Here is a 17,700-nt window from a genome sequence, read left to right as displayed (position 1 = left end):
GCACGGCTCTGATCGACACGGTGCGTCCGGCGCGCGGCGGCGGCCCTGGTGAACGGGCGGCTCGGCGCGCGGCTCAGCGCACGAGCAGGAGCCAGAGGAGCGCGGCGGCGGTCGAGGCGAGCGTCACCGGGACCCCCACCCGGGCGTAGGCGCGAAAGCCGATCTCGCGCTCGGCGCCGACGGTCTCGACGACGATGATGTTCGCCACCGAGCCGAGCAGGGTGAGGTTGCCCGCGAGGGTGGAGACAAGGGCCGTCGCGATCCAGGCGAGGTGCGGATCGGGCTGGCTCTGGATGTACGACTCGGCGAGCAGGATGAAGGGGACGTTCGAGACGATCTGACAGCCGACGAGCATCGCGATGCTCAGCCCGAGGACGCCCATCGTCGGCCCCGCGGGCAGGAAGGGGCTGGCCGCGCGCAGCGCCTGCTCGGGCATGCCGGTCTTCTGCAGGCCCGCCACGACGATGAAGAGGGCGCCGAAGAACACGAGCACCGTCCACGAGACCCGCTCGAACAGGCCGGTCGCGTCGCGCCGGTGCAGCAGGATGGCCGCTGTCGCGCCGCCGATCGCCGTCCACGCGAGGTTCGCGCCGAGCACGAAGAGGACCGAGACGACAGCGATGCAGACGAGCGGCGCGAGGGCGCTCGGCCGCGCGTCCCGCGACGACGGCGGCGCGGGCTCGGGCGCGGCCTCGGGGGGGAAGGCGCGCGCCGCGATCCGGCGGCGGAGCAGGAGGTGCAGCGTCACGGCCGTGACGGCGAGCCCGACGAGCGCCGCCGGGCCCGCCTCCAGCAGGTACGTGCGGTACGAGATGCCGGAGAGGTGGCCGACGAGCATGTTCTGCGGGTTGCCCGCGAGCGTGAGCGCGCTGCCGGCGTTGGCGCCCATCGCGAGCGCGAGGAGGTACGGCACGCGATCGAGCCCCGCGCGCCGGGCGGTCCGGTCGACGAGCGGCGCGAGCATCACGCAGACCGAGTCGTTCAGCAGCACCGCGGAGGCGAGCCCGGCGCCGAGCGTGACGAGGTAGAGGAGGCGGACCGGCGACAGGTTCCGCCGCGCGACCCACGCGGCGGCGCGCTCGAAGACGCCGGCCAGCTCGAGCGACGCCGCGAGCAGCATCATCCCGAGCAGGAGGCCGATGGTGTTCGGCTCGATCGCCGCGAACGCCTCGTGCGGGGTCAGGCCGGCGCCGGGGTCGAGCGCGCTCAGGAGGACCATGGCGCACGCGCCGGCGAGCGCGCCGGCAGGGCGTCCGATCGGCAGGACGGCCAGGCGCCGCGCCGCGATGAGCACGTACGTCGCGGCGAACACAAGGAGGACGGACCACACGGCGCGGCATCAGAGCGATCCGGCGCGCGGCTGTCAAACGGCCGCGGCGCGGCGGCCGGGCGGGCGCGGAGGCGCCTCGCCGCCGGCGCGCATTCCGGCTAAGCAGCCACGACCGTGGACCGGCGCGGGGGCGGAGCTCCCGGGCTCCGCGGAACCGCCAAGGCATGGGCAGGCAGCTCTCGACCCCCACCGCGATCCTCCTCGGCAGCGCCATGATCGCCGCCGCTGTCTACCTCGGCCTCCGCCACGGCCCGGCCGCCGTCGCCCCGGACGCGCGCGCCGTCGACGGGGCGGAAGCGATCCAGGCCGGGCCGGCGGCCTCCGCGCCGCCGGTGCAGCGCGCGGGCGCGACGGCGCCGGGCGTGTCGCGCGACGAGATCGCGCGGCAGGCGGCGCGCGCGCTCGACGCGCACAGGCCGGCGCTCGTGGAGCGCTGCTACAGGCCGGCGGCCTCCGCGCCGCCGGCGCAGCCCGAGCCGCGCGCGGTGAGGTACGTCTTCAACATCACGTTCGACGCGCAAGGCCGGCAGATCGCGCGCGGCATCATCGAGGACCGCGAGACAGCGCGCCCCGAGGTCACCGCGTGCCTCGTCGGCGCGCTGCCGCCGGTCGAGATCGCGCCGCCGGGCGCGAACGTGCGCGTGGACGTCCCGTTCTCGCTGCCGTGACGGAGGCCCGGGCTCGTCGGGCCGGGCGTGAGCGCGTCGCCCTTGACGCACCCGCCTGAACGCCCGATGCCGGAGCGGTGACGCCCGACCAAGCCTTGAAGGAAGCGACAACCGGCGCGCTCCGCCCTGTCTACCTGGTGCTCGGCGAGGAGCGCTGGCTCGTCGATCGCGTGGTGAGCGCGATCCGGGAGGCGGCGGCCAAGGGGGGGATCGCCGGCTTCAACGAGGACAAGTTCACCGCGGGCGACGCGCCGATCGAGTCGATCCTCGGCGCCGCCCGCATGCTCCCGATGATGGGCCCGCGCCGCTTCGTGCTCGTCCGCGGCGTCGACCGGTGGGAGAAGAAGGATGACAGCGACGACGGCGACGGGGAGGAGGAGCGCGCCGGCGCGGGCGGCAAGCGGGGGGTGTCGAAGCAGCTCAGCCCGCTCGACGCGCTCGCGGAGTACGCCAAGGCGCCGTCGCCGAGCGCGGTCCTCGTCCTCGTCGCGCCGAAGCTCCACGGCCAGCGCCGGCTCGTCACCACCGCGAAGAAGGGCGACTTCCTCGTCGCGTGCGAGCCGCTGAACCGGCGCGCGCTGCCCGGCTTCATCACGACCATGGCCCGCGACAAGGGCAACCCGATCGCGAGCGACGTGGCCGAGCAGCTCGCCGAGCTCGCCGGGCCCGAGCTCGGCTACGTTGTCGACGCGATCGAGCGGCTCTCGCTGTACGTGGGGCCGAAGCAGCCGATCACCGAGGACGCGATCGCGCAGGTTGTCATCCGCGTCCGGCAGAGCACCGTCTGGGAGCTCATCGACGCGCTCGGGAGGCGGCGCCTCGACCGCGCGCTCGCGGCGCTCGCCGACGCGTACGACCCGCGCGACGGCGGGCTGCGCCTGCTCGGGGCGGTGTCGTGGTCGGTCCGGCAGATGGTGAAGTTCGAGTCGGCGCTCGCCGCGGGCGCGAGCCAGGCCGAGGCCGCTCAGCGCGCCGGGGTGGCGCCGTTCAAGGCGAACGACGTGGCGCAGTCGGTCCGCCAGCTCCCGAAGGGCGCGCTCGCCGGCTGGATGCGCATGCTCGCCGAGACCGACCTCGCGCTGAAGAGCAGCCGCCGCCCGGCGCAGGCGGTGCTGGAGACGATGCTGATCGAGATGTGCTCGCGCTGAGCGGATCGCCTCGCGCGCCGGAGATCCCGCCGCTGGACGAGGGCGTCCCTCGTGGCAGCGCGTCGGCTCAGTCGACGAACACGTCCCAGCAGAGCGCGTTTCGCAGCTTCTGGTCGTCGAGGACGAGGTCTCGTATTCCGTCGGGCAGCTGTTCCCACTGCCACTGGCGTTCGGCTCGCGCAGCCGCGTCCCCTTGGCCCGGTGGCGCGGCCTCCCTGGCAGCCCTGATGGCGTACGCCGCCGCCCCCAGCTCATGGGCGGCCACATGCGCCACGGCCACCGCCTGGCCCGCCGAAAGGGCGGCGAGCCGGGCGGCGAGGGGCGCCTCGCGGCCCGCGGCGTTGGAGGCGAACGCCGCCTTGTGACACTCTTTCATCGTGGCCTCGCCTCGGGTCCACGCCCGCACCAGCGCGATCGCTCTACGCGGCCTGTCGTCGCCTGGGCAGGATTCATCGAACAACCCGACGACGTGCTGCGCGCAGTCTGCGGCCCAGAGCGCCAGCGCGTGATGGGTGCCGTCATCCAGGAGCCCTCCGCGGCGGATGGTGATGAACCGCGGGTCACGCTTCTTGGGAAGAATCATGGTGCTCCTCCTTAGCACTGTCCACGGGAAGGGCGGCTGCGCTCAGCGCCGCATGACCCACCGATGGCCGCGGAGCTGCATGCGGGGCGCACGCGCGCTGTCGTCGTGAACCGGCGAGACACCGGCCCACGACGCGAGCGCGCCGAGGGCGATATCGCGCTCGGGCGGCGCGAGATCGCCCAGGCGGGAGAAGTGGTTTCCACCCGGCACGACGAAGCGGTGCGAGTCCCGAGCCTCCCCGACGTCGAACGCGGCGGCCGTGTACGGGTCGTTCTCGCCGTAAAGGAACATCAGCCGCTCGCCCTCGGCGGTGAGCCAGGCGGAGATGTCCGGCATCGCCCCGGGATCGAAGACAGGAGTCTTGCCGGGCCCAGGGATGATGAACGACGCGGCCGTGTCGGCGTCGGGGTAGATGAGGAGATCGGCGAGGTGATCCGTCGCGATCGCCGGATAACCGAGCTGCACCGCCGCTTGCCAGTAGTAGGGCTCGTACACGAGGAGGGAGGGATCGCTGTAGAACGAGGGCTGGCTCACCCTATCGAGGAAGGCCCAGACGTCCTCGTCGTCCGACGCCGCGGTGGGGACGGTGTCGCAGGAGGTCGCGTCCATGTACTGCCAGAAGGCAAAGGCGGAGTCGACGACCGCTGTCTCCAGGACCCTCTCGATGCCGAGCAGGTCGTAGGAGAAGCCCTCTGCCGCGGCGTCGGCCTCCATGCGCGCCAGCATCGCCGGGCGCCGCAGCAGCACCTCGCGCTGGAACTCCCGGAGCGCGTCCTGGCAGGCCGCATCGCCGCGCTCGGCCACGAACTCGAGGTAGCGCGCGTCGGGGTTGCCCATGCTGTGCGGCGTCACGTAAGCCACGGTGCCGTCCACGTCGTCGGGATAGAAGCGGCGATGGTAGACAGAGGCCATCCCGCCCTTGCTCCCGCCGGTGGAGATCCACTTGCCCTCGTAGAAGGGCCTCAACGACGCGATGACGCGGTGGATGTCCGCGGCCGCCTGCTCGATGGTGAGCTGCGACCAGTCCGCAGGCTCCGGGCGGGAAGGCGTGAAGAAGCGGTGCTCGACGCGGATCTGGTTGCCGGCGAGCAGCTCGGTCGGCTCGTCGAGCCACTGGTACTCCGGCCAGAGGTCGTAGCCTTCGGTCGCGATCACAACGGGCGCGGCGGCGTCCCGGTGGTGGAGCCCGAGGCGCTGGGGAAACCGCACGCCGTCCGGATCGTCGTGATCCGCAGGCTGGTCGATCTCCATGACGAAGTAGCGGTAGCCCGGAAGCTCCGAGTCCAGCTCCTCGACCGTGAGCCCCTCGACGGTCTGGAGCCGATCCAGGATGTCGTCCGAGCTGTGGGGGTCTGCGCCGCCCGCGCCGCCGCCGCCCGTGGCCTGGGGGTCTGCGCCGCCCGCGCCGCCGCCGCCCGTGGCCTGGGGGTCTGCGCCGCCCGCGCCGCCGCCGCCCATGGCCTGGGGGTCTGCGCCGCCCGCGCCGCCGCCGCCCGTGGCCTGGGGGTCTGCGCCGCCCGCGCCGCCGCCGCCCGTGGCCTGGGGGTCTGCGCCGGCATCATCTCCGCAGGCGACAAGCGACAAGGTGGCCGAGGTGAAGGCGAGCAACATCAGGTATCGGGTGCACATGATGGCTGAGCCTACATGAACGAGGCGCTCGTCCGGAGGAATGCCACCGTCGGAAAGCTGCCTTCATGGCCCGGTCGCGCAGCCAGCGCTGCGCCGGCCGCGGAGCGCCTGGCAGAAATCCCTTGCCATTTCATCGTATTATGGACTAATGTATCGCAAATATGCATCGTCGGTAGCATATCAGAGCAATAGATAATGCGTGGCCGCGCGATGCGACGCTTGCGCTGGCTCCTGCGCTGCGGCAAGTGGAGGCGAAGAAGGGACGCTGCTCGGCGAAGTCGGCGCCTCTCGAGCCGCGATCCGCGGTGCGCGCGTCCGTCGTTCACCCATTGAAGCGGCGCTGCGGAGCGCAAGGGCAGCGCAAGCGTAGTCCCCCGTCGGCGCGACGCGGCGATCTACGGATGTAGTGACGGAGAGGATCGACGCAGCTCGGAGCCGCGACGCACGCATCCCGTGTGCGCGAGCGCCTGAGCCGGCGCTTTCCTCATTTCGAAGAAGAAGGTTGGTTCATGACGTTGGGTTCGAAGAAGATCAAGCTCAGAAGTCTCGCTGGGGTGCTCGCTGGTTGTATCGGTCTGGTCGCCGCTCAGGCGTCGGCAGGCGTGGTCGTGGGTAAGCCCGCGCCGCACGGCAACACGGCGTACCCCGAAGCCGGGACGACCATGGCACGGGCAGGGACCTTCACGCTGGTGGGCGCGCTCCAGGAGCACGTGAAGATCAGCGGGGAGGCAGAGCCCACGTTCCCCAGCACGATGCAGGGCGCCGTCTACTTGATGAACGGGACGAGCGCCACGCCCGAGCGCGTATACCAGTTCCCTGGAGTCGCCCAGTTCAACCTCCAGGCCGGGAGCCAGCTCGCCATCTCGGATCGCTTCCTTGCGTTCGCGACGCGAGGCACGAATGTCCCCGCCTCTCCCCAAGCGAACTCCGTTTTCATCGCCCAGAAGAGCAACGGCTCCTGGGCGGAGTGCCCCCTGGTCAGCGGTCAGCGAAACTGCAACGGCGCGGTGCGCGAGAACGGACAGAACATCAGCCGCGCGCTCACCCGCATCCCGCTCACCTACCCCGCGAGCAGCAGCTTCAAAGACATCGCGCTCGCCCTGTCCGACGACTACCTCGTGATCGGCTACAAGCGACACAGCGTGCTCGAGATCTACCGCCACGACGCCTCGAGCGACACGTGGGTCCTCGAGCTCTCGCTCGACGAGCCGGACGAGCGCTTCACCGGCGCCGCTGTCGCGATCGACGGCGACCTGGTCGCGGTCGGATCGCCGTGGTCCGACGGTGGCGAGGCCGGGGCCGAGCTCGGCTCGGTCCGCGTCTTCCGCAGGAATGCCGGCGACAGCACCTGGAGCTCCGTGGCCATCGCGAGCGGCTATTTCTCGACCGGCGCCTTCGGGCGGAGCCTCGCCATGGCTTCCGGGAACCTGGCTGTCACGTCCGGCGCGACATTCCTCGTCAACGGCGTCATGCCGCAGCAGCACCTCTCGTTTTACCGGGTGGCGGCCGACGGCTCGATCTCTGCGCACCAATCTCTGGGGACTGCCTACCCCCACGTGCACCTGGCGCTTCACGGCGACACGCTGGCCAGCACGGTCAGCGGGGGAGACGAGGGCCTTTCGCTCTACAAGCGCGATGCCGCGTCGGGGCAGTGGGCATACGAGAACGGTCTGATTCGCGACTTCTACAAGAGCGTCAACAGCTCCAACGTCGGGTACGGCGGCATCGATCCCATCGGCCTCGTAGGTGATGACCTGGCGCTCGGCTGGCGCGCCTTTTCGGGCCTGCTGGGCGGCGTGGTCCACGAAAAGGTCAGCCTGATCGACGCTTGCCGTGATCCCCTCAACCTCGTGAGCAACTGCTCGTTCGATAACGTGACCAACACCGCGCTCGCGGGAAACCAGAGCAGCAGCGGCTGGCAGGTCCTCAGCTGGAACGGCGCCTCGGCGTGGGCGGACTTCAACGGCCGCCAGATGCGCATCAACGTGCAGCAGCCCGGCTCCGACATGTGGCACATCCAGGCTCGCACCACGGTCAACTTGCCGCAGGCGGGGCGCTACCTGCTGACATTCCGCGCCAAGGCGGACGACGTGCGCACGTTCGTGGTGAACCTGGGGCGCAACGGCAACGGCGACAACAACTGGGCGAGCTACGGTCGCGTGACCGCGGCGGCGGGCCCCGCGTGGGTCATCTACTCGTTCGAGCTCCCGAACGTCCCGCAGGACTCCGCGGCGCTCCTCGACTTCAACGTCGGCAACGCAGGGACCGCGGCCGTCACCGTGGACAGCGTGAAGCTCGTTCGTCTGGCGCAGTAAGCACGTCGCGCAGGTCGCTGAAGAGGGGCCAGCGAACGCTGGTCCCTGTTCGGGTCCTGAGCAGGCTGCCCCCGCGCGTCGCCTGGCGATGACGCGCGGGCGGCGTCAAGCGGCTAACGCTTCGATCCGGCGGCGTCGAAGCGCGGGACCTCCGGGAGCTCCGGGGCCTCGAGCCCCGCGAACGGATCGCGCCAGGCGTCGAGCTGCCACAGGCGCGCGTGCCAGGCCGCGACGTGCGGGTAGTCCGCCAGCGGCAGCCCGGCGAGATCCGCGAACGGAAGCACCGACGCCACGCGAAAGTCCGCATACGAAACCGCGCTCCCGACGAGCCAGTCCCTGCCGCTCAGGACCTGATCGAGCAGCGTCGCCGCTCCGGCAAACCCCGAGAGCCCCTCCGCCACGAGGTCGTCGCGGATGGGACCGAGCCCGTAGCGCTGCTTCGTCACGCGCTCGAAGTGGACCTTGTCGCACGCGGAGACGAAGGTGTGCGTGCCCCAGCTCAACCAGCGGATCATCTCCGGTTGCGCGGCGCCCGTACGCCAGAAGTCCGAGCCCGTGAGCTGCGAAAGGCGGCACGCGATCGCGTCCGTCTCCCAGAGCGACTCGTTCCCCTCGACGAGGATGGGCAGGCGCAGGTTCGGATTCAGCGCTCGAAACTTCTCCTGCTGTGACGGCTCGAGAGGAGCCGCGTGGACGCATTCAACGGGTGCGTCGAGGTGGCGCGCCACGGCGACGGCGACCCGTGGATTCAAGTTTCGGCTGAAGTACAGTTTCATGGATCGTCCTCTCCTGCGAGCTGCCTCGATGCGACGATGAGGTGCCGGCGCCGGACAGCTCGACAGCGAGGCACGCGGAGCGTCGAGCAGAAGGGCCCGGGCGCGGCCCGCACGGCGCTCCGCCTAGCCGAGCAGCGCCTCGAGCACGCCCTTCGCCCGGAGATCGCGGAAGCTGTGGGTCGGGGCGCAGGCCTCGAGCTCCGCGAGGGTGTAGGTGCCGGTGGCCACGGCGATCGACTCGGCGCCGATCGCCCGGGCGGCCGCGACGTCCTTGGGGGTGTCGCCGATGACGACGACGCGGCACGCCTCGAGCGGCGCCTCGAGCACCGCCGCGCCGCGCGCCGCGCCGATGCGCAGGAGCTCGTCGCGGCGCTCGTGATCGCAGCCGAAGCCGCCGAACGCGAACCGCTCGTAGATGCCGACGCGCGTGAGCTTCGCCTCCGCCCCGGCGCGGACGTTCCCCGTGCCGAGGCCGACGGCGCACCCCGCTCGCCGGGCGGCGGCGTCGAGCGCCTCGAGGACGCCGTGGTGCACCCGGGTGCCGTCCGCGAGCGACATCTCCTCCGCGAGGACCTCGACGTAGATCGCGAGCAGCGCGTCGATCGCGGGCTCGGTGACCTCGCGCCCGAGCGCCTCGAGCCCCGCCCGGATGATGGCCCTGTCGGTCATGCCGGCGAACGAGAACCCTTCGCACGCGTCGCTCCGGCCCGCAACCCGGGCGAACGCGCGCTCCATGGCGCGCCGTCCTGCGCCGCCGGTGGAGAGCAGGGTGCCGTCGATATCCCAGAGAAGGACGGTGGGACGCATGTCCCCATGGTAGATGCGGCGCCGGCGGAGGGCGAGCGCGGAAGCTCGGCGCGCGGGGCGCACGGCACCCGGACACGGCCGCGCCGCCCGGACAGGGGGAGCGCTCGCCCGGATACGGCGCGCGCCGCCTGGACAGGGGGGCTGGCCACCCGGACCGCGGCCTGACGCGCGCGGTCCCGGTGCGGCCGCTCCTCCGGCGCGGGCGCCACGGCGCAGGTCCGGATGATCCGAATGCCCCGCAGGAGACCCGGCGCGTGTCGGCCGACGCCTCATCGTTCCTGCCAGGAGGGCGCGTCTCCCCTCGTGGATGCAAGGACCTGGAGAATTGCGACGCGCTCGACGTAATGCATGTGGCTCGCGCGACATGTTCCTTCGTGAGCGCATGTTCCTGGCGCAACCGCGCGGCGATCTCTGATAAGGGAGGCTGTCGAGGGTGGGAGATCGCGTGGGCGAGCTCTCGATCCATGTGTTCGACCCGGAGCCCGGGAACGCCGGGCCTCCGGGCGCCGCGCAGGGCGCCCTCGTTGCGCGAGGTGGCGTCCCCGGAGACAAGGCCATGCGACGCTCGCTGCACATCCCGATCACCGCAGTCCTGCTGCTGCTCTCGTGCCCGGCGCCGGCGAAGGCAGCGCCGCTCCCGCGGCGCCCGCCGCCGACGGGGCCGGAGCAGGAGATGCTCGACGAGGCGAAGCGGCTCGTGGACCAGGGGCGAATCGCGGACGCGCGCGACATCCACCTGACGCTGTGGCGGCTCACGAGGAGCGCCTCCGACGCGTTCCGGGTGGGGATGCTGTCGTTCAGGTTGCGCGAATTCCCGATGGCGGCGGAGTTCCTCTCCATCTACTTCGAGATGGTCGGCACCCCCGAGGCGCCCAGGATCTGGGTCCCGCCGGGCTTCAAGGAGAGCTACGAGCTGGCGCGCGCCAACTTCGCGGAGGCGCGGCGGCACGTCGGGGCGATCGATGTGCGCGTGAGCGAGCCCGGCGCCGCCGTGCTGGTGGACGGGCGGCAGCTCGGCGTCTCCCCGCTCCCTCGCCCCGCCTACGTCGCTCCCGGCCAGCACAGCGTGGGCGCGCAGCTCGCCGGGCAGCGCGTCGAGGAGCCTGTCGCCGTCGACGCGGGCGGCGAGCGGACCGTATGGCTCGTGCTCCGGCGCGCCGACACCGAGGCGCCTGCGCGCCCCCCGACGGGCAAGGCGGCCGCTCCGTCGAGCGCGGCGCCGCCTCGGCCTGCGCGCGATCCGGCGCTCCGGTGGTGGACCGTGGGCGGGCTCGCGGCCGCGTCGGTCGCCCTCGGCGTCGCCGGGGGCGTCGCTGTCGCGGAGGCCAACGACGCGGCCGGCGAGCGGGACGCCGCCTTCGTCCGGGCGCGCTGGGAGGTCTTCCGTTGCCGGCCGGGGCTCCCGGCCTGCGACGCCCACGCCGAGGCCGACGGGCGGGCGAGGACCTTCACGGTCCTGGCCGCCGGCGCCTTCGTCGGGGCCGGCCTGGCGGCCGGCGGCGCCGCGGCCGCGGGGTTCCTGCTCGCTCCGGAGGCGAAGGTCCGCGTGGGGGCCGTGGGGACCGCCCCCGGCGCCGTGCTCTCCTTCGGGTGGTAGCGCCCGCCCTCGCACTGGCGTGCTCCGGGGATCGGTGCGCGCGGTCTCCGTTTCTGAGTGATAGTTCACTCTGGTGGAGAATTTGATGGCGGTTATCGTAATGCGATCTGCGTGCGTTATTTGACGCCTGCCAAGGATCTCCGGGATCCCCGGGGCGAGCAGGCCTGGTATCGTGGCGCGCATGTGGAAGCGGCACCTGTGTGCCTCTTGCGCGGTATTCGTGGCGGGGGTCCTCTGGGCGGCCTGCACGGGTGACGCGTACGTCGATGTGGAGCGGGAGCCTCTGTGCGCGTCAACGGAGGACTGCCAGCCCGAGCAGACAGGGGCGGCGTGCATCGATGGGCGCTGCCGGTGCCCTGATCCCGAGGAGAAGAGCTGCTGCGCGCCCGGCGCGGAGGAGGAGGACGGGGATCGATGCGAGCGGGCGTGCCGGCCCGCTGGCGAGTGTGAGGCCATGGCGTGCGAGGCGACCCGGGACTGCCGCGGACCCGTGGATGCCCGGTGCGGCAAGGCCGTGTGCGCCGCTGGCGTCTGCAGGCTGGCCCTGCTGGCGCAGCTCCAGAACCAGCGGCACGGCGACTGCACGACCCTCCAGTGTGACGCGTCAGGGCGGGTGGTCGCCCAGCCTGACGACAGCGACCTCTTCAACGACGGCAACGAGTGTACTGTCGACGCGTGCGCGCACGGGGCCGTCGTGCACCGCCCGAGAGCGGCGGGGACGGCCGAGGAGAGCTCCGGGCGCTGCGACGGCGAGGGACATCTGGTCGAGTGCCTGACGCACGAACATTGCGGCAATCCGGCTTCCGTGGCGTGCTCGCAGCATGGATGGTGTGTTCCGCAGTGGTGCGTGGACGGGGATCTCGACGCCCCCTTCGGGGAGACGGCGACCGACTGCGGGGGCTCGTGTGAGCCGTGCCCCGCGGGGCAGGGGTGCCTGACGCCGGAGGACTGCCTCGATCGGGTCTGCACAGAGGCGAAGAAATGCGCGCTCCCCACATGCCACGACGGCGTGCAGAACGGCGCGGAGACCGACGTCGACTGCGGCGCGCCGTCGTGCCCTGCCTGCGATCCCGGCAAGAGGTGCAGCTCTCACGGAGCCTGCAAGAGCAGCGTGTGCGCTGACGGCGTGTGCCACGCGGCGACCTGTGACGATGGAGTCATGAACGGCGACGAGGCAGGCGTCGACTGCGGTGGCCTCTGCGTCGCCTGCCCGCTCTACATCGACGGTATGGGTATCTGACCATGAGGGGCTATGAATAGAAGAAGTCTTGCCACAGCTCTCGTGGCGCTCATCGTCGCGTCGCTCTGGCTCGCTTGCTCGGACAGTCCGCCGCCGCCCTACGAGCCGCCGCCGGAGTGCAGATCCGCGAAGGACTGTGAATTGCCTTACAATATGGACCCGAGGTGCGCGGAGGTGGCCTGCGTCGAAGGGTCCTGTGAGCTCGAGCTGTTCGAGGTGTCGAGGAGCCAGTATCGAGGCGACTGTGAGATCGTCCTGTGTGACGGCGGGCGACGCGTCCTCGAGCGCGACAAGGACGACGTGCTGGACGACGGCAACCCGTGCACGGACGACGTCTGCGAGCCGACGGGGCCGGCCAACAAGTTCGTGGCGCCCTCCCGTGCGCCATCGGGCTCTGGATTCTGTAACGGCTATGGAAGCGTGGTTGAATGCCTGTACGACGCGGACTGCGCGGACGCGGAGCTTCACTGCTCTTCTGCCGGCAACTGCGTCCCCGCGAGGTGCGAGAACGGCACGCTCGACGCCGATATCGGGGAGACATACGCTGACTGCGGCGGCCACTGCGATCCGTGCAGGATAACCCAGCCGTGCAACGACAAATACGACTGCGTGACGCGCGTGTGCGGGCCTGACGGGGTGTGCTCGGTGGACAGATGTCTCGACCGGGTGCAGAACGGCAACGAGACCGACGTGGATTGCGGCTACGGCTGCTACCCGTGCGCGGATGGATACAAGTGCCGGGGTGACGAGACCTGTGAGAGCGGCGTGTGCTTCGCTGGCATATGCCAGCCGCGCACGTGCAGCGACGGCCGGCGGAACGGCGACGAGGAAGACGCGGACTGCGGCGGGGACTGCCCTCCCTGCAACTAGCGCGCAGCCCGCGGCCATCCAGGAGCTCCACGCCGACATCGGGCGGCGCTCCAGCTCGCCTCCGGAGCGGCCGCGCCTCCGGAGCGGCCGCGCCCTCCCGAGGAGGGCCTGTGGCCCGCGTGACGCGGCCAGGCCGGCCCGCGAAGCACGCGCGCTCGTCCGGAAGTTGCGCTAAGCCTCCAACCCGATGGCGCTCCAACCGATCCGCGTCGCCGCGCTCGCCCTCGTGGCGGCGCTCCTCGTCCTTGGATCTCCGGCCTGCAAGAAGGGCGAGGAGGCCTCGCCCGAGCAGGGGCGGAGACCGGGGAAGCAGGGGATGAGCTTCCCCGTCGAGGTCATGCCCGTCGCCGCGGAGCGCGTCGAGTACGCCATCCCCGCCGTCGGCACGGTCGAGGCGTTCGAGCAGGTTCAGCTCACAGCGCGCGTCGCCGGCGTCGTCGAGGCGGTGCGGTTCATGGAGGGCGACGAGGTCAAGGCGGGGCAGGTGCTCGTCGAGATCGACCCGGCCCGGTACAACCTCGCCGTCCGCGCGGCGCGCGCGACGCTCGACCGCATGACCGCCACGCAGGCCGAGGCGTCCGCGGGGCTCGAGCGGCGCGAGGCCGAGGGCGCCGAGGGCGTGTTCAGCAAGGAAGACGTCGCGTCCTGGCGCTCGAGGGCGGCGACAACCGCCGCGCAGGTCGCCGAGGCGAAGGTCGCCGTCGACCAGGCGCTCCTCAACCTGCGCGACGCCTACGTGCGCGCGCCCATCGAGGGGAAGATCCAGACGCGCACCGTGCAGACCGGCCAGCACGTGGCGGTCGGCGCCGTGCTCGCGACGCTCCTCCGCCGCGACCCGCTCCTGCTCCGCTTCCAGATCGCCGCCGCCGAGGCCTCGCGCGTCAGCCCCGGCATGGAGGCGCGCTTCCTGGTGAAGGGCGACGCGCGCACCTACAGCGCGAAGCTGACGCACGTCGCCGACGCGGCCGATCCCACGACGCGCATGGTCGCCGTGACAGGCGAGGTGCAGGGCGAGGGCAAGGAGCTGCTCCGCGCCGGCACCTTCGCCGAGGTGACCGTGCCCGTCGGCGCGAGCGGCGACGCGCCGGTGATCCCGCAGACAGCGGTGCGGCCGAGCGAGCGCGGGTTCCTCGCCTACGTCGTCGACGGCACCACCGCGCGCGAGCGCGTGCTCTCGCTGGGGCTGCGCACGCGGGACGGGCGCGTCGAGGTCAAGTCGGGGCTCTCCGTGGGCGAGCGCCTCGTTGTGCGCGGCGCGGAGGCGCTGCGCGAGGGGGCGCAGGTCCGCGTCGCGCCGCCCGGGAGCACGCCCGGAGGCCAGCCCGCGGGGCGCGCCGTCGAGGGCGCCGGCGCGCCCCAGGCGCCGACGCCGCCGGCAGCGCCGGCCGACGCGGCGCCGGTCGGATCGACGCCGCCGACCTCTCCCGCCAGCTCGACGCGGAGCGCGCCATGAACCTCACCGAAGCGTGCCTCAGGAAGCCGGTCTTCGCCTGGATGCTGATGGCGGCGACCATCGTCTTCGGCCTCGTGGCCGTGTCGCGGATCGGCATCAGCCAGTTCCCCGACGTCGACTTCCCCACCATCACCATCTCCGCCTCCCTCGAGGGCGCCGCCCCCGAGATCATGGAGCACGACGTCGTCGAGCCGCTCGAGGAGGCGGCCGTCCAGGTCGAGGGCATCCGGTCGATCACGTCGACGTCGCGCCAGGGCAGCGCGTCGGTGACCATCGAGCTCGACCTCTCGCGCGACGTCGACGTCGCGCTCCAGGACGTGCAGACGAAGATCTCCCAGGCGCAGCGGAACCTGCCGCTCGACCTCGACCCGCCCGTCGTCTCGAAGAGCAACCCGGAGGACCAGCCGATCATGTGGGTCGGGCTCTCCGGCCCCTTCTCCCCGCAGCTCATCGCCGACGTCGCGCGGTACCGGCTGAAGGAGAAGCTCCAGACGGTGCCCGGCGTCGGCGAGCTGAGCCTGGGCGGCTACCTCGAGCGCAACGTCCGCATCTGGATCGACGCCGACCGCCTCGCCGCCAAGGGGCTCACCGTCGCCGACGTCACCGAGGCCCTGCGCCGCCAGCACATCGAGCTCCCCGCCGGCCGGCTCGAGACCGAGGGGCGCGAGGTGAACGTGCGCGTGATGGGCGAGGCGCTCGACCTCGCGACGTTCAGGCGGATCGTCCTCCGCGAGGGCAACCCCGCCGCGCAGCCGGGCGCGGCGACCGCCGGGCCGACGGGGCCGCCGTCGTCCGCGCGCGCCACGGTGTACCTGGAGGACGTCGCGCTCATCGAGGACGGCTTCGAGGACGTCCGCCGGCTCGCGCGCGTGAACGGCGAGCCCGCCCAGGGCCTCGGCATCCGGAAGCAGCGCGGGTCGAACGCCGTCGAGGTCGCGCAGGGGGTCCGGGCCGCGCTCGCCGAGGTCCAGAAGACGCTGCCCGAGGGGATGGAGGTCGGGGTGAACTTCGACTCGACGAAGTTCATCGAGGAGTCGGTCCACGAGATCGAGCTCGAGCTCGGCATGGCCGTCGCCCTCACGGCCCTCGTCTGCTGGATGTTCCTCGGGTCGCTCTCGAGCACGATCAACGTCGTCCTGGCGATCCCGATGTCGCTGCTGGGCACTGTCGCGGCGATCTACTTCCTCGGGTTCACGCTGAACACCTTCACGCTGCTCGGGCTCTCGCTCGCCGTGGGCATCGTCGTCGACGACGCGATCATGGTGCTCGAGAACATCCACCGGCACGCCGAGGGGGGGAAGGACCGCGTCCGCGCCGCCCGCGAGGGCACCGCCGAGATCACCTTCGCGGCGCTCGCCGCGACGCTCGCCGTCGTCGCGATCTTCATCCCGATCATCTTCATGGAGGGGGTGGTCGGGCGGTTCTTCCTCCAGTTCGGCGTGACCCTGTGCATCGCCGTGCTCCTCTCGTACCTGGAGGCGATCACCCTCGCGCCCGCGCGCTGCGCGCAGATCCTCGACGTCTCGCGCGAGCACCGGGGCCGCGTCGGGCGGCTCGTCGACCGCGGCTTCGAGGCGCTCGCCCGCGGCTACGGCTGGACGCTCGCCCGCGCGCTCCGGTTCCCGGTCGTGGTCGTCCTGCTCGGCGCGCTGCTGTTCGCCGGCGCGATCGTCACCATGCAGCGGCTCCCGACCGAGTTCGTCCCGTCGCAGGACCAGGGGCGGCTCCTCGTCCGGCTGCAGACGGCGGTCGGCTCGGACATCGACGAGACGGACCGGCTCTTCCAGCGCGCCGAGGCGTTCGTGGGCGAGCACCCGGCGGTGGAGCGGGTCTTCGCCGTTGTCGGCGGCTTCGGCGGGGGCGCCGTGAACACGGGCATCCTGTTCGTCACGATGATGCCGACGGGCGAGCGGACCCTGTCGCAGGCCGATCTCCAGGGCGCGCTCCGCAAGGAGCTGAACGGCTACCCCGGCCTGCGCGCGGTGGTCCAGGACATGTCCCAGTCGGGCTTCACGGCGCAGCGCGGGTTCCCTGTCGAGTTCTCGATCCGCGGCCCGGACTGGGGGGAGCTCACGAAGCACAGCGAGCGCATCCGGGGCGAGCTCGCCCAGAGCGGGCTCGTCGTGGACCTCGACACGGACTACCAGCTCGGCATGCCCGAGCTGCGCATCACGCCCGACCGGGCGCGCGCGGCGGACCTCGGCGTGAGCGTCGAGGCGATCGCGACGACGCTGAACACGCTGGTCGGCGGCGGGCGCATCGCCAAGTACAGCGACAACGGTCGCCGCATCGACGTGCGCGCGCGCCTGCTCGCGGAGCAGCGGAGCCGGCCCGAGGACCTCGCGCGCATCCAGCTGAGGAGCGCGTCGGGGGCGCTGGTCCCGCTGACGTCGGTCGTGAGCTACGAGGAGCTCCCCGCGCTGCAGGCGATCACGCGCCGCGACCGCGAGCGCGCGATCTCGATCTTCGGCAACGTCGCGCCGGGGCACTCGCAGGGCGAGGCGGTCGCGCGGGTCGAGGCGCTCGGGCGGGACCTGCCGGCCGGCTACCGCCTGGTGCTGGGCGGCGCGAGCGTGACGTTCCGCGAGTCGATGGGCGGCCTCATCTTCGCGCTCGTGCTCGGGATCCTTGTCGCGTACATGGTCCTGGCGTCCCAGTTCAACTCGTTCCTGCACCCGGTCACGGTGCTGACGATCCTGCCGCTGTCGATCGCCGGCGCCGCGTTCGCGCTGCTCTTCTCCGGGCAGACGCTGAACATCTTCAGCATGATCGGGATCCTCCTGCTCATGGGGATCGTGAAGAAGAACTCGATCATCCTGGTGGATCACGCCATCGAAGTGCGCCGCGAAGGCGGACGCACGACCGACGAAGAAGCGAGGCGCGGCGGCGCGGCGCATGAGGAAGCGCGCCGCGAAGGCGCGGCCCACGAGGGAGCGCCCGGCGAGGGGGGGCGCGGCGCGGGGGAGGTCATGGACGCCCGCACGGCGATGCTCCGCGCCGGCCCGGTGCGGCTGCGCCCGATCCTGATGACCTCGATCGCGACGTTGATGGCCGCGGTACCGTCGGCGCTGGCGCTCGGCCCCGGCGCCGAGATCCGGGCCCCCATGGCCGCCGCGGTCATCGGAGGACTGCTCGTCTCGACGGCGCTCAGCCTCCTCGTCGTGCCGGCGTTCTACGTGCTCGCCGACGACGTGCAGGGCCGCGTCGCGCGGCTCCGGACGCGGCGCGCAGGGCGAGGCGCGCCCCCCAGCGCGGCGCACCCGGCCACGCCGCAGCCATAGCGG

At 72.1% G+C, this 17,700-nt stretch carries 13 protein-coding genes; 8 read left to right on the top strand and 5 right to left on the bottom strand.

Annotated elements, in window-relative coordinates; translation table 11 throughout:
• Window positions 1-73: 73 nt before the first annotated feature.
• Window positions 74-1,330, bottom strand: a complete 1,257-nt coding sequence (locus tag WMF42_RS28275) for an SLC13 family permease (protein ID WP_061605455.1) — start codon at window positions 1,328-1,330, stop codon at window positions 74-76.
• Between the two features lie 164 nt (window positions 1,331-1,494).
• Here WMF42_RS28275 and WMF42_RS28270 point away from each other — a divergent pair, with 164 nt between their 5' ends.
• A complete protein-coding gene (locus WMF42_RS28270; RefSeq protein WP_437685987.1) occupies window positions 1,495-1,998 on the top strand; it encodes a hypothetical protein in 504 nt (167 codons plus the stop codon).
• 95 nt (window positions 1,999-2,093) lie between these two features.
• Window positions 2,094-3,146 carry a DNA polymerase III subunit delta gene (gene holA / locus WMF42_RS28265; RefSeq protein ID WP_434041707.1) on the top strand — a complete coding sequence of 351 codons (1,053 nt, stop codon included), beginning with the start codon at window positions 2,094-2,096 and terminating at the stop codon, window positions 3,144-3,146.
• 67 nt (window positions 3,147-3,213) lie between these two features.
• Here the strand turns inward: holA and WMF42_RS28260 are convergent, their stop codons facing one another.
• Both WMF42_RS28260 and WMF42_RS28255 read right to left on the bottom strand, forming a co-directional pair.
• Window positions 3,214-3,729 carry a putative immunity protein gene (locus WMF42_RS28260; protein ID WP_434041706.1) on the bottom strand — a complete coding sequence of 172 codons (516 nt, stop codon included), beginning with the start codon at window positions 3,727-3,729 and terminating at the stop codon, window positions 3,214-3,216.
• Between the two features lie 42 nt (window positions 3,730-3,771).
• Window positions 3,772-5,358, bottom strand: coding sequence for a S28 family serine protease (locus WMF42_RS28255; RefSeq protein ID WP_437685984.1), 1,587 nt, complete (start codon window positions 5,356-5,358; stop codon window positions 3,772-3,774).
• Window positions 5,359-5,813: 455 nt separating this feature from the next.
• Between WMF42_RS28255 and WMF42_RS28250 the strand changes: the two genes are divergently transcribed.
• On the top strand, window positions 5,814-7,673 hold the full coding sequence (locus tag WMF42_RS28250; protein WP_437685982.1) for a carbohydrate binding domain-containing protein: 1,860 nt from the start codon (window positions 5,814-5,816) through the stop codon (window positions 7,671-7,673).
• Window positions 7,674-7,786: 113 nt separating this feature from the next.
• Here the strand turns inward: WMF42_RS28250 and WMF42_RS28245 are convergent, their stop codons facing one another.
• Both WMF42_RS28245 and WMF42_RS28240 read right to left on the bottom strand, forming a co-directional pair.
• Window positions 7,787-8,449, bottom strand: a complete 663-nt coding sequence (locus tag WMF42_RS28245; protein ID WP_437685980.1) for a glutathione S-transferase family protein — start codon at window positions 8,447-8,449, stop codon at window positions 7,787-7,789.
• A 123-nt stretch (window positions 8,450-8,572) separates the two neighbouring features.
• Window positions 8,573-9,256, bottom strand: coding sequence for an HAD family hydrolase (locus WMF42_RS28240; RefSeq protein ID WP_437685978.1), 684 nt, complete (start codon window positions 9,254-9,256; stop codon window positions 8,573-8,575).
• Between the two features lie 433 nt (window positions 9,257-9,689).
• On the opposite strand from WMF42_RS28240, the gene WMF42_RS28235 reads away from it, so the two are divergent.
• The 5 genes from WMF42_RS28235 to WMF42_RS28215 all read left to right on the top strand — a co-directional run bounded on the left by WMF42_RS28235 (window position 9,690) and on the right by WMF42_RS28215 (window position 17,697).
• Window positions 9,690-10,853, top strand: a complete 1,164-nt coding sequence (locus tag WMF42_RS28235) for a hypothetical protein (protein ID WP_437685976.1) — start codon at window positions 9,690-9,692, stop codon at window positions 10,851-10,853.
• Between the two features lie 454 nt (window positions 10,854-11,307).
• Window positions 11,308-12,093, top strand: a complete 786-nt coding sequence (locus WMF42_RS28230; protein ID WP_437685975.1) for a hypothetical protein — start codon at window positions 11,308-11,310, stop codon at window positions 12,091-12,093.
• Between the two features lie 174 nt (window positions 12,094-12,267).
• A complete protein-coding gene (locus WMF42_RS28225; RefSeq protein ID WP_437685973.1) occupies window positions 12,268-12,963 on the top strand; it encodes a hypothetical protein in 696 nt (231 codons plus the stop codon).
• A 187-nt stretch (window positions 12,964-13,150) separates the two neighbouring features.
• Complete coding sequence (locus tag WMF42_RS28220; protein ID WP_437685971.1) at window positions 13,151-14,416, top strand: efflux RND transporter periplasmic adaptor subunit; 1,266 nt, start codon at window positions 13,151-13,153, stop codon at window positions 14,414-14,416.
• Window positions 14,413-17,697 (top strand): efflux RND transporter permease subunit, encoded by a 3,285-nt coding sequence (locus WMF42_RS28215; RefSeq protein ID WP_437685969.1) that lies wholly within the window; start codon window positions 14,413-14,415, stop codon window positions 17,695-17,697. The genes WMF42_RS28220 and WMF42_RS28215 overlap by 4 nt, the downstream gene beginning before the upstream one ends.
• Window positions 17,698-17,700: the final 3 nt, after the last annotated feature.

Origin of the sequence: Sorangium sp. So ce176, assembly GCF_051519835.1 — a bacterium.
Taxonomy (GTDB): domain Bacteria; phylum Myxococcota_A; class Polyangia; order Polyangiales; family Polyangiaceae; genus Sorangium; species Sorangium cellulosum_G.
Note: the sequence above shows the minus strand (reverse complement) of the source record. Positions and strands in the feature narration are given on the sequence as shown.